Annotated in this window: 12 protein-coding genes; 7 read left to right on the top strand and 5 right to left on the bottom strand. The window is 55.5% G+C overall.

What is annotated here, in order from left to right:
- The first annotated feature begins 445 nt into the window (after positions 1-445).
- The 6 genes from ACIP6T_RS05835 to ACIP6T_RS05810 all read left to right on the top strand — a co-directional run bounded on the left by ACIP6T_RS05835 (position 446) and on the right by ACIP6T_RS05810 (position 7,137).
- Complete coding sequence (locus ACIP6T_RS05835) at positions 446-1,780, top strand: MFS transporter (RefSeq protein ID WP_097097270.1); 1,335 nt, start codon at positions 446-448, stop codon at positions 1,778-1,780.
- A 1-nt stretch (position 1,781) separates the two neighbouring features.
- Positions 1,782-3,527, top strand: coding sequence for a dihydroxyacetone kinase family protein (locus ACIP6T_RS05830; RefSeq protein ID WP_400455904.1), 1,746 nt, complete (start codon positions 1,782-1,784; stop codon positions 3,525-3,527).
- 3 nt (positions 3,528-3,530) lie between these two features.
- A complete protein-coding gene (locus ACIP6T_RS05825; protein ID WP_345829674.1) occupies positions 3,531-4,304 on the top strand; it encodes a triose-phosphate isomerase family protein in 774 nt (257 codons plus the stop codon).
- Positions 4,304-5,113 carry a TIM barrel protein gene (locus ACIP6T_RS05820; RefSeq protein WP_345829676.1) on the top strand — a complete coding sequence of 270 codons (810 nt, stop codon included), beginning with the start codon at positions 4,304-4,306 and terminating at the stop codon, positions 5,111-5,113. The genes ACIP6T_RS05825 and ACIP6T_RS05820 overlap by 1 nt, the downstream gene beginning before the upstream one ends.
- Before the next feature lie 4 nt (positions 5,114-5,117).
- On the top strand, positions 5,118-5,975 hold the full coding sequence (locus tag ACIP6T_RS05815; RefSeq protein ID WP_345829677.1) for a phosphogluconate dehydrogenase C-terminal domain-containing protein: 858 nt from the start codon (positions 5,118-5,120) through the stop codon (positions 5,973-5,975).
- 196 nt (positions 5,976-6,171) lie between these two features.
- A complete protein-coding gene (locus ACIP6T_RS05810; RefSeq protein WP_345829678.1) occupies positions 6,172-7,137 on the top strand; it encodes a sugar-binding transcriptional regulator in 966 nt (321 codons plus the stop codon).
- A 43-nt stretch (positions 7,138-7,180) separates the two neighbouring features.
- Here ACIP6T_RS05810 and ACIP6T_RS05805 read toward each other — a convergent pair whose 3' ends face one another.
- Both ACIP6T_RS05805 and ACIP6T_RS05800 read right to left on the bottom strand, forming a co-directional pair.
- Positions 7,181-8,098, bottom strand: a complete 918-nt coding sequence (locus ACIP6T_RS05805; RefSeq protein ID WP_345829680.1) for a nucleotidyl transferase AbiEii/AbiGii toxin family protein — start codon at positions 8,096-8,098, stop codon at positions 7,181-7,183.
- A gap of 3 nt (positions 8,099-8,101) precedes the next feature.
- The gene (locus ACIP6T_RS05800) at positions 8,102-8,875 is read right to left on the bottom strand and encodes a type IV toxin-antitoxin system AbiEi family antitoxin domain-containing protein (RefSeq protein ID WP_345829681.1); all 774 of its coding nucleotides are present in this window, start codon (positions 8,873-8,875) and stop codon (positions 8,102-8,104) included.
- A gap of 245 nt (positions 8,876-9,120) precedes the next feature.
- On the opposite strand from ACIP6T_RS05800, the gene ACIP6T_RS05795 reads away from it, so the two are divergent.
- Positions 9,121-10,728, top strand: a complete 1,608-nt coding sequence (locus ACIP6T_RS05795) for a dipeptide ABC transporter ATP-binding protein (protein ID WP_400455900.1) — start codon at positions 9,121-9,123, stop codon at positions 10,726-10,728.
- Here ACIP6T_RS05795 and ACIP6T_RS05790 read toward each other — a convergent pair.
- Genes ACIP6T_RS05790 through ACIP6T_RS05780 form a run of 3 tightly spaced genes read right to left on the bottom strand, consistent with a single transcriptional unit; the run spans position 10,714 to position 13,503 of the window.
- A complete protein-coding gene (locus ACIP6T_RS05790) occupies positions 10,714-11,532 on the bottom strand; it encodes a rhodanese-like domain-containing protein (protein ID WP_400455898.1) in 819 nt (272 codons plus the stop codon). The two genes, ACIP6T_RS05795 and ACIP6T_RS05790, sit on opposite strands and share 15 nt — an antisense overlap.
- Entirely contained in the window at positions 11,522-12,505 is a 984-nt protein-coding gene (locus tag ACIP6T_RS05785; protein WP_400455896.1) for an ornithine cyclodeaminase, read from the bottom strand. The genes ACIP6T_RS05790 and ACIP6T_RS05785 overlap by 11 nt, the downstream gene beginning before the upstream one ends.
- Positions 12,505-13,503, bottom strand: a complete 999-nt coding sequence (locus ACIP6T_RS05780; protein WP_097097281.1) for a 1-aminocyclopropane-1-carboxylate deaminase/D-cysteine desulfhydrase — start codon at positions 13,501-13,503, stop codon at positions 12,505-12,507. Before ACIP6T_RS05780 ends, ACIP6T_RS05785 begins: the two co-directional genes overlap by 1 nt.

Genomic DNA, 13,503 nt, shown 5'->3' with positions numbered 1-13,503 from the left:
GTCGTTCTCCAGCAGGGTTGGCATGGTCGCCTGCACGTTTGTTCAGCAGGCGAGAAGATGTTCATATGCAGCCTGCCATAAAATTAATCATATGTTCAAGTGTTGTTCATATGAAGAATGCCAGATATCGCCCGTTAATGCGCTTGAAATCACCATACCAGTGTGGTTTTGGCCGCTGCATTGAGCAAAAGTCCGATAATAACTGCAAAATCGAATCTCATGAGCGCGCTCACACTTTCGTGTATTGCGCTTGAGGTGTGCGCAATTATCCGTGTACTGTTCATTTGTTCGCATAGCTTTACTAATGTACAAGAAGACCCATTAAGGACTCGAACATGCTGCATTTACACCTTACCTCTCAGTTCGCCTGCCGCCAGCGCGCCCTTAGCGCTGGGCCAACACCGCTTAACGAAATGAATAACTCCGCATGTCCTGGAGGTGCGTTATGAACCAGCCAACCGTCACGGCGGTGGAAAAGTCCACCATTAGAAAAATCTCCTGGCGTTTAGTGCCGTTCGTGGCGCTGATGTTCTTTATTAACTTTCTCGACCGCACCGCGATTTCGTTTGCGGGCCCCAACGGCATGACGCAAGACCTCGGCCTGACGGCGCTGCAGTTTGGTTTAGCATCAGGCATCTTCTTTATTGGTTACATCCTGCTGGAGGTGCCCAGCAACCTGGCGCTGCATAAGTTTGGCGCGCGTCGCTGGCTGGCGCGCATCATGATCAGCTGGGGGATTGTCTCGCTGTTGTTCACATGGGTAAGCAGTGTGGAAGGTTTGTATACGCTGCGTCTGCTGCTCGGCATCGCTGAGGCTGGCTTCTTCCCGGGCGCGATCCTCTACCTCAGCATGTGGGTACCTGGCCGGCATCGCAGCAAAATTCTGTCGCTGTTCTATCTTGCGCAACCGCTAACCGTGGTATTTGGCGCACCGTTAGCCGCTTCATTAATTGAGCAGCATGGCCTGTTCGGCATGGCCGGCTGGCGCGTGATGTTTATGGGCGTCTCAATTCCCGCGATTCTGATTGGGTTTGCTGCACTGTTCTGGCTGGTGGATTCGCCGCGCCAGGCTAAATGGCTGACCTCCGAAGAGAAAACCTGGCTTACCGCTGAGCTGGAAGCTGAGCATCAGCAGAAGCAGGGCCATCAGAAACACAGCCTGCGCTCGGTAATGGGTAACGGCCGCGTATGGATGCTGTGCCTGATTTACTTCGGATTCATATATGGTCTGTATGCGCTGGCGTTCTTCCTGCCAACCATTATTGCTGGCTTCCAGCAGCAGTTCGGCACCACCTTTAATGTCATGCAGAAAGGATTGATTACCGGCGTGCCGTACCTGATCGCGGCGGTGGTGATGTTCTTCTGGTCGAAAGACGCTGCGCGTCGTGGCTGCAAAACCTGGCACATCGCTATTCCGGCGCTGGCAGGCGGCATCAGCGTACCGCTGGCGCTGTATATGGATTCGCCGTTCACCACCATCATGGTGATTGCGATTACAGCCAGCGCCATCTTCGCCGCGCTACCTAACTTCTGGACATTACCGACGCAATTCCTGACCGGTGCATCTGCGGCGGCCGCAATTGCACTGATTAATACCTTAGGAAACGTAGCGGGCTTCTCCGCGGGCTACATTACCGGCGCGCTGCATGACGCGACTAACAGCTATGCCTTGCCGATGTTTGTGGTCGGTGGATTCATGCTGCTGTCAGCCTTCCTCATGCTGTTACTTAACCGCCGTCGCTCGCCGTCTCAGCCGATCTCTTTAGCTCAGGAGCATTAATATGACGTACCTGTTTAACCAACCCTCAGCCTTCGCCGCTGAGCTGATTGAAGGCTTTGTCGCCGCCAATGCCGATAAAGTGCGTCAGGTTACTGGCGGCGTGGTGCGCAGTACCCGCAGCGAGCCGAACACCGTGGCGGTAATTGTCGGCGGCGGATCGGGCCACTATCCGGCGTTTGCTGGATTGGTTGGACAAGGCCTGGCACACGGCGCGGCGATGGGCAATTTATTCGCTTCGCCCTCGGCGCAGCAAATCTATAACGTTGCACGTGCGGCGCATAACGGTGCTGGCGTGCTGCTGATGTTCGGCAACTATGCGGGTGATGTTTTGCACTTTGGCCAGGCCTGCGAACGTTTACGGGCGGAAGGCATCGCCTGTGACGTGCTGGCGGTCACCGACGATATCTCCAGCGCGGGCAAAGAAGAGCTGGAAAAGCGTCGCGGCGTGGCAGGCGATCTTTGCGTCTTTAAAGCCGCCTGCGCCGCTGCTGAAGCGGGGCACGATTTGGCCGCCGTGGTAAAACTGGCACAGCACGCGAATCAACGCACCCGGACCTTTGGCGTGGCGTTTGCCGGTTGTACTCTGCCAGGCGCATCGCATCCGCTGTTTGAAGTGGAAAAAGGGCGCATGGCGCTGGGATTAGGCATTCACGGCGAGCCGGGCATTAAAGAGACCGACATGCCGAGCGCAGATGAGTTGGCGGAGATCTTCGTTGAGCGCCTGCTCAATGAATTACCCGTTGATATAAAGCAAGCTGAAGGTCAGCGCGTGGCAGTGATCCTCAACGGTTTGGGCTCGGTGAAATATGAAGAGCTGTTTGTGGTTTATCGCCGCGTCGCGCAGCTGCTGGACGCAGCAAAAGTGCAGATTGTCGAACCTGACGTCGGCGAATTTGTCACCAGTTTTAATATGGCTGGCGCGTCACTGACGCTGATGTGGCTGGATGAAACGCTGGAAACCCTGTGGCGTGCGCCAACCAATACGCCAGCCTATCGCAAAGGTAGCGTGCTGGTTGCAGAACCCCTGAGCGCCACGGAGCGAGAGGAAAGCCGTGAAGAAGCCTTGCCTGCCGCGACCGCTGAATCGCAGGAAAGCGCCAAACGCGTTCTGCAACTGCTGGAATCAGTGGCCGATATGTTACAACGTAACGCAAAGCGGCTTGGCGACATTGATGCGGTCGCTGGTGATGGCGACCACGGTATTGGTATGGAGCGTGGCGTGCTGGGCGCAGTAGCAAAGGCGCGTGACGTTGCCGCGCGCGGTGCGGGTGCTGGCAGTTTACTGTGCCGGGCGGCAGATGCGTGGGCTGATAACGCCGGCGGCACGTCTGGCGCATTGTGGGGCGTGGCGCTCACCGCGTTGGGCACTGCGCTGGGCGATCGTTTCACACCCGATGCGCAGCGCGTGGCAGCGGGTGTGCGTGCAGCCAAAGAAGGCATCATGCACTTTGGTAAAGCGCGCGTGGGTGACAAAACCATGGTTGATGTACTGGTGCCGTTTAGCGACAGCTTAAATGCGGCTGTTGCAGAAGGCGCATCGTTAACCGATGCCTGGCTGGGGGCGGCGCAGGTGGCAGACAAAGCCGCGCAGGATACCGCGCAGCTGGTACCAAAAATGGGCCGCGCACGTCCGCTGGCAGAAAAAAGCCTGGGCACACCCGACGCAGGCGCAATTTCACTCGCTTTAATCGTGAATACCGTGGGCGATCTGCTAAAAGAACAGAGTACGTCTGAACAAGGAGTTTGAAGCATGTCTCAGCCAAAAGTCTGGCTTGGCGTCAGTTTAAAAATGTACTTCGGTTATCAACAAACGCTGCAGTGGTGTCGCGATGTGGCAGCCATTGCCGGGCATCCGGCCGTAAAAAGCGGTGAAGTGGGTTTATTTGTCTTACCGGCTTATCCCGCCATTCCGGCAGTGGCGGAGATCTTTGCTAATACGACGGTGCGTTTCGGCGGTCAGGATGTTTGCCAGGCGGAGAACGGTGCATGGACCGGTGAAGTCAGCGCCAGCATGCTGCAAGAGCTGGGCTGTTCGCTAGCCGAAATTGGTCATGCGGAACGCCGTCGTCACTTCCATGAAGATAAAGCGCAAATCGCTGCCAAGGTCGCGATGTCGCTGCGCCACGGCATCACGCCCGTGCTGTGCATCGGTGAAGAACAGCAGGCGGATCCGCAGCAGGCGATCGCGCTGTGCGAGCAGCAGCTGGCCGAAGCCTTATCTGACGCCGCGCAGCAGGGATTAGAAGGTGAAGTGTTCTTTGCCTACGAACCACAATGGGCAATCGGCGCGCCGCAGCCCGCGCCGGACAGCTACATCCGCGCGGTGTGCGCCGGCCTGCAGCAGCTCTCTACGCCGCCGGGTATCACGCTGAAAGTCATTTATGGCGGCAGCGCCGGTCCGGGGCTGATTCAACGCCTTGGTACAGACGTGAATGGCCTGTTCCTGGGACGTTTTGCTCACGATCCGCAAGCGTTGGCCCAAATTATTGAGGAAGCCAGCGTGTTGGCTCAGGAGCGCCGTTAATGAGCCGGATAGGACTCAGCACTTACGCTTTTTTCTGGCGCATGTCGTCAAACGTACCCAACCCGCTGACGTTGGAGCAGATGCTGCAGCAGACCGCGGACCTCGATATCTCGGTGTTTCAAATTTGCGACTATCCGGCGATTGAAAGCTGGTCCGACGCGCAGCTGCTTACGCTGCGTCAGCAGGCCGATACGCTGGGTATTACGCTGGAATTAGGTACGCGTGGTCTGGCTACCGCCCATTTGCAGCGTTATCTGCATATGGCGGAAATTCTCGATGCTCACGTGGTGCGCTCGATGTTTTATACCGCCGATCATCGCCCGTCGCTGGATGAAGCCACCAATCTGATTGCTGCCGTGTTACCCGATTTCGCCCGCCAGCAGGTGCGTCTCTGCCTGGAGACGTACGAGCAGGTCAATAGCGGCGTGATGATGTCGGTCATCAATAAGTTTCTGTCGCCGTGGCTGGGCGTGTGTCTTGATCCCGCCAACTGTGTCGCTGGGCTGGAGCTGCCGGAGCAGGTGATCGCCAACACCGCCGCGCGCGTCGGCAATCTGCACATTAAAGACTTTGCCTTCACGCGTCGTGATGGCTGGGTTGGCTTTACCTTTGCCGGCTGCCCGATGGGCGAAGGTTTGCTGGATTACGATCGGATGATCGCCAGCGTGCGCCCGGTGGATAAAGGCATTAACCAAATCGTCGAACACTGGTTGCCGTGGCAAGAGGATGCTGCCGTGACCTGCGAGCGAGAAGCCGAATGGACTCGCCGCACCGTTGAATTCTTACGCAGTAAACAAAATCAGGAGTAACAACATGAGCGTGCAACTGAAAACCATCACCGTGATAGGTGCCGGCGGTAAAATGGGTATGCGTATTTCTGCCAACTTGCAGAAAAGTGATTACCAGGTGTTTTACTGTGAGAACTCACCAAAAGCGCAAGAACAGGTTAGCGCGCAGGGCCGCGAACTCTCTGATGCCGCCTCCGTGGTGCCTTTAAGTGACGTGGTGATTCTGGCGGTACCGGATATTGTATTGGGAAAAGTCTCTGAAGGCGTGGTGCCACAGATGAAACCGGGCGCGATCCTGCTGACGCTGGATCCGGCTGCCGCGTACGCGAATTTGATCGCCCATCGTGATGGCATTGAATACGCGGTGGCGCATCCTTGCCATCCGTCGGTATTCCTTGAGCGTTATACCCAAGAAGAGCATGCGGATGCTTTCGGCGGCATCGCAGCGGTTCAGCACGTGGCGGCCTCGTACGAAAGCGGTTCTGATGCGCAGAAAGCCGAGCTGAGCAAGGTGATAAGCGTGATGTACGGTCCGGTTGAGCACGTCCATTGGGTAACCGTGACGCAGCTGGCGTATCTGGAACCGACGCTGGTGGAAACCGTCGCCTGCATGGTCGGTGCCTTCATGAAAGAAGCGTTGGACGAAACCGTGAAACACAGCGGCGTGCCGGAAGAAGCGGCCAAGGCGATGTTGTATGGTCATATTCAGATTGCGCTGGCCGTCGCCTTCCGTGCCACCAACCCGTTCTCCGATGCCTGCATGATCGCCATGGAATATGGGCGTGAGAAGATCGTTAAACCTGACTGGAAACAAATTTTCGATCAGAAAGAGCTGGATATCGTGATTGCCCGCATGCTGAAAATCGACGCTATCAAGCGCTAAGCGTGATGCCCGATCGACTCGCGGCGCGGTTATCTGGCGAAGCGAGTCGTATCAATGATATAACTCCCTGCCTAAGTCACATCAAGCCGGTATTTTGTAGGGGCGCCATTCATGGCGACCAGGTGCGCATAAATGCGCACCCTACGTGGCGCGCTTGCAGCATCTTCGCATAACACCCAAACAAGACAGGTTACGGATGGAAAAAAACACGCTCTCTCAGGACTCCGAACTGCTGACGGAAATTGCCGTCGCCTATTATCAGGACGAAATCACCCAGGAGGAGATTGCGCGTAAGTTTGGGATTTCCCGTATCAAGGTTGGCCGCTTACTCAAACGCGCACGTGAAGAGGGCATCGTCGAAATCAATGTGCGTTATCACCCGGTGTTCAGCACCCGTCTCGAACAACAGCTTCAAAATCGCTTCCCGCAACTGCAACGGGCGCTGATTGCCCTGGATCAGCCGGACCAGGAAGAGCAGCGTCGTCAGGTTGCCGCGCTGGTGTCGTCACATTTAGCGCAGTCGCTGAAAGACGACGCCATTGTCGCCGTTGGGCAAGGGCGCAATGTGGCTGCGGTTGCCGATCATCCCGGCCAGGTGCCGACACGCAATTGCCTGTTCATCAGCGGCATTGGCGGCACCCATCGTCCGGGGGATGCCATCAACGCAGATCACATCAGCCGTCGCATGGCGAAGAAATTTGGCGGCATCAGCGAAACGCTTTATGCGCCCGCCTATGTTGAGAATCGGGCGCTGCGTGATGCCTTTATGCAAAACGGCACCATCAAGGAAACGCTGGATCGTGCACGCAAAGCGGATGTGGCGCTGGTGGGCATCGGCGACATGAACGAAAACAGCTATATGGTCAAACTTGGCTGGTTTACGCCGCACGAAATCATTGATGCCAGCGTCAATCAGGGGGTAACCGGTGATGTGGCGGGCTATGACTTCTTCAATTCGCAGGGCCAGCACGTTGATACGGTGATGAACGACCGGGTTATTGGCCTCAGCATTGAAGAGTTACGCAAAATTCCCTGTGTGATTGCCATTGCCGCAGAGAATACCAAAGCGATGGCCATTCTTGGCGCACTGCGCACGGGGGCGATTGATATTATTGCGACAACGGCGCAGAACATCCGCACGATTTTGAGTTTGTCGCAATAATGTTCAGGATTAACAGCTGGAACTTTTTCTAAAGTCTCAGCTATTAAACGATTTGCAAAACGCTCTCCAATTTTCTTAACGCAGCAGCATGTTTAGCCGCTGACATAGTCGATAAATTTTTCAGTTTCCAACGTACGGCGGGAAGTTGATCAACGCGGTCCAGATCGAGCAGCCCCCAGTTAGGTTGCAGATTTTTAAAAGAGAGCAAAAAGTTGCGTTCCTCAATAGTCAATGATGTATTAATTATGTTAATTAATTGAACTCTTGTTTCCTCGAGTTCCTTCAATGACACGTCTCTCTCGGCCATATGACGAAATTCACCATCATAGATACTTGAGATATCTTTTAACTGTGGTTGTAGTAGTTCAGCAAGCGGTCGCGGGTGACTAATTAAATAGATCAACAGTGCTTTTCTCAATTCTTGAGTAATTCCTTCATTCTCTAAAAGAAACTTCACATCAAATAGATCACGGGGATGCTGTCGGTCAAGCGCCGCACATATTTTTCCAGCATATAGGTCGGCAAAGGAAACGACTTTCATTTCAGTAAATCCGAACTCATCTTCCACAGACTCAGAGACTTGCAGTATCTCGGATTCATATACGGTTCCACGTAACACTGGAGATAACTCAATTTTAATCTGCACGCCTGAGCGCGTAACCGTTAGTCGCAATGCATCATTCTTATCCTCATAAGAACGAACCACACTACAGCCCACCAGCTTAATGCCTATCTCAGCGGCTATATCATCAAGTGTCTTCTTTATTGTTGTTAACGCTTCAGTACGTTCTAATGAAGGTAGAAATACGAGATCGATATCGATAGATAAGCGAGGTAATTCACGGATAAAAAGATTGATGGCCGTTCCACCTTTTAACGCAAAACAGCTATGTTGGGATATCAATGGCAGTATTTTCAGAAGTAACTGCACTTGCCGATAATAGAGACTCGTTCTGTCCATAGATCACATTTCCCTTGGAATCGTAATGTTCCATTTATTATCCAGCTTGCCACCTCGAGATAGCTCACGTTTGCCCGAACCGAAATCATACTTGTCAGGTTTAAGATATTTGAACCAGGCATGATTATGTCGTTCAGCTAGCCACATAAATAATCGCTTTGCTTTAATACTGAAGCAGGCTCGCAGAAGCTCATCCATTTTTCGAGGTGATAGCGTTGAGAGACCCTGCATGAGTTGGTCTGCATGTTCAAAGCTGATCGTTTTGGGAACCTCGGTTAACACTTCCAATATGGCTTTTTCAGGTGTGGAATAGCGTAAGGAGGGTAATGATTCATTCCAGTGCTCTTCACGAAGATATTTAATCTCATACATAAGTGATTCGGGCCAGATTCTTTGGGTGCTATGGCATACGAACTGTGCATTCACATTGATTTTGCTCGGCCAGATAGGCATTGGCGCTATAGAGTAGAGTTGAACACTGGCTGATTTGCATCGCAATTGATAGTGCGCCAGACCTTCAAGGTTCAAGGCCGTTAAACCACCGACATGTATGGGGTGTTGCATCATCCGTTGTAAGGAGGTGATGATGCCTTTCCATAGTAGAGGGGCTGGATCACGCACATAAACCCCAGGTGTGAGCGATATTAGCGTACCGCTCTTCACCGCATTATCGATGAAATGTGGATTTAAACCTTGAACCTCTAGCCATGACTTTGTCGCGACTAATCCGGAGGGCACCAGTTTCTGGAGCATATTTCTGCTCTCAACATTCAACATGTATCACCCGTTGCTAAAACTAAATATTAGCGGCAGTTATTGCCGTTGATAAAGTGAATAGTAAACCAAACTGACCCGAGAGTTTACTTTTTATAAAATCTACGGCGATAATCGCCGTAGATTTGGGGTGCTACAAACCACTCAATAGGCTTATTCCGTCACGCGCAGTACCATAACCTAATGGTCTTGTTCCCCCTATCTTCAGGATATATCCTGTATTTTTCCCTATTGAGAATCCCTGCCAGATGAATAGCGCCCGCTTGCTGTCGGTTGAAAATCTTTCACTACAAACTCACGATCGGCGGCAGCTGGTGCAGAACGTCTCGTTTCATCTTGACCAGCGGGAAATACTGGCTCTGGTTGGCGAGTCGGGTTCTGGCAAAACCTTAACCTCCCTGGCGCTGATGAACTTGCTGCCTGCCGGTGTGCAGCAAAGTGGCGGTCGCGTGGTTTTCAATGGGGATCCGCTGGATGCTCGCAAAACCCAATTACTGCGCGGATGCCGCATTGCCACGGTGTTTCAGGAGCCAATGACCAGCATGAATCCCACGCTGCGCATCGGTGAACAGATCGCCGAAGTGCTGGTGCGGCATCGGCAATTTAGCTGGAAGCAGGCCCAGCAGGAAGCGATTGCGCTGCTGGATCGCGTCGGTATCGTTAATCCGGCACAGCGAGCGCGCCAGTATATTCATCAATTATCGGGCGGTATGCGCCAACGCGTGATGATCGCCAGCGCCATCAGCGGACAGCCGGAATTGCTGATTGCAGATGAGCCGACCACCGCCCTGGATGTCACCATTCAGGCGCAGATTCTGGCGCTGCTGCAAGAGCTGCAGCAAGAAATGGGGATGGGGATCTTATTGATCACCCACGATCTGTCCGTGGTGGCACGTTACGCCGATCGCGTGTGCGTAATGCAGCACGGGCAGCTGGTTGAGCAGGGAGCAGTACTCAACACGCTCGGCGCGCCACAACATCCTTACACGCGTAAATTGATTGCCGCCTCGGCGGTGCAGATGCCGGAAGCCATAATAATGGCCGATCAGCCGCCGCTGCTGGTGCTACGTGATATCAGCAAAAGCTATCCGCTGCCGCGTCGCATGCCGCTGTGGCCAGCCAAACGCCAAACCGTTTTACACCCGGCTAATCTAACGATTGCGCAGGGCGAAATCGTCGGCTTGATTGGTGAATCCGGCTCCGGAAAAACCACGCTGGGCAGCGCGGCGATTGGTTTGATTGCCGCAGATGCAGGCGAAGTGCATTTCCAGGGCCAGCATCTGCAAGGTCGCCAGCTAAATACGTTACGCCGTCACGCCCAGATTATCTTCCAGGATCCTTACGCGAGTCTTAATCCCAAAATTTCGGTGGGTGAACAGATTGCCGAGCCGCTGCGCGTGTGGCACTTGCGACAAGGCGCTGCGGTGGATGAGCGGGTAAAAGAGTTGCTGATGTTAGTGGGGTTGAAAGCGGAACATGCGCATCGTTTACCAGGGGCATTTTCCGGCGGTCAGCGCCAGCGTATTGCGATTGCACGCGCGCTGGCAATGGAGCCGAAGCTGCTGGTGGCGGATGAAGCGGTTGCTGCGCTGGATTTATCGGTACGCGGGCAGATTCTGGCGCTGTTTAATACGCTACGGCACAAGCTAGGATTATCGGTGCTGTTTATCAGCCACGATCTCAGCGCTGTACGGCAGCTGTGCGATCGGGTCGTAGTAATGTATCACGGTGAAATCGTGGAGTCGGGCATAACGGCGAACGTGATCAACCATCCGCAGAACCACTACACGCAGCAATTGCTGGCGGCAGCGCCGGATGTCCAGCAGGCGCTGGCGCAACGATCAGCTGCCGTGTAGTAGCGGCAGTTCAGGGTGTTCAGCCCACTCGTGCCAGGATCCGACATACACCGCGACATGCGCAAAACCTGCCAGCTTTAATGCCGCCCATACCGTGGCAGCTCGCGCGCCGCGGTGGCAATAAACCTGTAATTTCGCGCTTTTATTCAGCCCTGCGGCCGTAGCGCGAGCCTCAATGTCATAAGCCGTGCGGAAATGACCGTCGCTGACCACGTCTTCCCAAAACAGCAGCTGAGAATGAGGAATACGTCCCGCGCGCTGACAGCAGGCGTGGGCAAAGCTGCCGTCAAATTCGCTGGGACGACGGGCATCTACATTGATTACCGTCACGCCATCCGCCGTTAACACCTGCTCACGGATGCACACCACATCGCGATTCCACGCGCGGGCGTTTGCGGCGGGCGGATGCGCGACCGTTCGACTTAAACCTAATCCTGGCGTGAGGTCAAAACCCGCCGCCTGCCAGGCCTCCACGCCGCCATCCAGAATTAGCGCATCATCGCGCTGTAGCAGCCACGCAAACCACGCGCCGCGCGGCGAACGCATTCCCACCTGCTGCTCAAAAAAAACCGGCGTGGCGCCAGGATAGCTAGTAAACATTGGTTGCAGCGCGGTGGCCGCTTCTGCCGCCATCACCGCTAAACCTGGCTCGCTGCTGTCGTCGATAAAATAGTCATAGACGTTACAGTGCTGCGCGTCGGGCAAGGTGGCGCGTTGCCAGTCGACAAATTCGCGCACGTCGATCAGCAGAAAGGCTTCACCCTGCGCCTGACGCTGGTGAAGGGTTTGCACATCAATGATCATGCTGAACTCCCGAAAACAGCGACTGCAACGTGCCGAGTGCGTTGTGCTCTGCGGCCTGTAACACGCGAGCGGCGAGGGCGATATCAAACACGTTGAGGCCAAACGAGGAGAAATAGACGCTATCATCCGCTGCCGGACGCCAGCCATCGACGAGGAGCGCGCAGAGATCGGCAGCGACATCTTGCTCTCGAAACTCACCGGCGCGGAACATCTGAAACAGGCTTTTTGCGCTACGCTGGGCGAAATCACCCCAGGCATCCACCACCACTTTGCTGCTGGCATGGATGGCGGCAAAACTCACTTCGTGGTAGCCCACCTGTACAATAATCCGGCCAGGACGCACCGCCGCTGCATCAACAATCGGCTGCGCTGCGCTGGTGCAGGTCAGCACGGCGTCGTAGGGTTGCGCCAGCGCCAACGGCAGATTGGATTCAATCTGCACATCGTGCAACGCCATGAGTTTTTCGCCAGAGCGATTCCAGACGCCAATCTGTTCCAGCTGTGGAAACAGCTGATGTAGCATGTGCAGATGCGTCTGCGCATGCAGGCCTGCTCCTAGCAACAGCACGCGTTTCACAGGTTGTGGCGCAGCCAGCTGCAGCGCCAGCGCGCTCACGGCGGCGGTGCGGGCGGCAGTTAACGCACCGCTGGCCAGCAGACCACGGGGAAGACCGCTTTGCGCATCGTTGATCAACGTTAAGGCTAACGCGGCGGGCAGGGCGTCCGGACGTTGAGGACGATGAGCCGTCCACTTCACGCCCGCTACGTTATAACTGCCGCCGACGCGCGCCGGTAACGCATAAGCTTTACCCAAAGGCGTGCCGAGATCGACGTGATTTTCGGCGGGCATCTGCGCCTCACCGAGGCGCATCAGACGGATTACGGCTTTGACATCCTCAAGCGCCAGGGCGATATCGTTACCCCCCAATTGCGCGACGGTGGCTTCATCCAGCACCCGCAATAACGCGTCCATCACGGCTCCAAAAGACGGTCGGCGAACGGATAGAGCGCCGGAGAACCGCCGCAGTGCACGAAAGTAACGCGCGAACCCTGCGGAATGCGCCCCAGCTCCACCAGCGAAAACAGGCCGTGCATCGCTTTTCCGGTGTATACCGGATCCAGCAGCACGCCTTCCAGCTGGGCGAGTTTGTAGATGGCATCAATACCGCCATCGGATGGCACGCCATAAGCCTGGCCAACATAGCCATCTTCAATCCAGATATCGTCCGGTTGCCACCGCTGCGGCCATTGCAGCAGGTCGGCACAATCCTGCGCCATGCCGGCAATGCGCGGCTGAAACCAATCGGCTTTGGCACTGACGCTGATGCCAATCACCTTGGTCTGCGGCCAATAGCGCCGCGTTCCCACATGCAATCCAGCCAGCGTGCCGCCAGAGCCGGTAGGCGCAACGATAAAATCTGGCGCGGGCGTGTGGTGGGGAGCCAGCTGCGCCGCCATCTCCTCCACGGCGCGCACATAACCCAACGCGCCGAGTGGCGTCGCGCCACCCAGCGGAATAATCATTGGCGTTTCACCCTGGGCGATCGCCGCATCAGCGTGCGCCTGCATCGCACCTTCAATCTGCGTGAAGTAGCCGTCGGGATCGAGGAACTGCACCTCGGCCCCGAACAGCTTGTCCAGCAGCAGATTCCCTTGCCAGCTCGCGGGCGGATTGCCCCGCAGCACCAGCACTGGACGCATGCCAAACTTGCGCGCCGCGGCGGCCACCATGCGGGCGTGGTTCGATTGATGCCCGCCGGTGGTGATCACCACATTGACGCCGGTTTTGCAGGCCTCCGCCATCAGATACTCCAGCTTGCGGACTTTGTTGCCGCCGCCGCCGAAGCCACTGTAGTCATCGCGTTTGATCGTCAGCGTAATCCCAAGTGCCTCACTGAGCCGCGGCAGCGGCTCGTGAGGCGTGGGGAAGAAGCCGAGCGGAACGCGTTCAAACTCTTCAACTGATTTCAT

Source organism: Pantoea sp. NPDC088449, assembly GCF_044753225.1.
In the GTDB taxonomy this organism is placed as follows: Bacteria; Pseudomonadota; Gammaproteobacteria; order Enterobacterales; family Enterobacteriaceae; genus Pantoea; species Pantoea floridensis.
The sequence above is the reverse complement of the archived record's forward strand: the minus strand, read 5'-3'. Positions and strand labels throughout refer to the sequence as shown.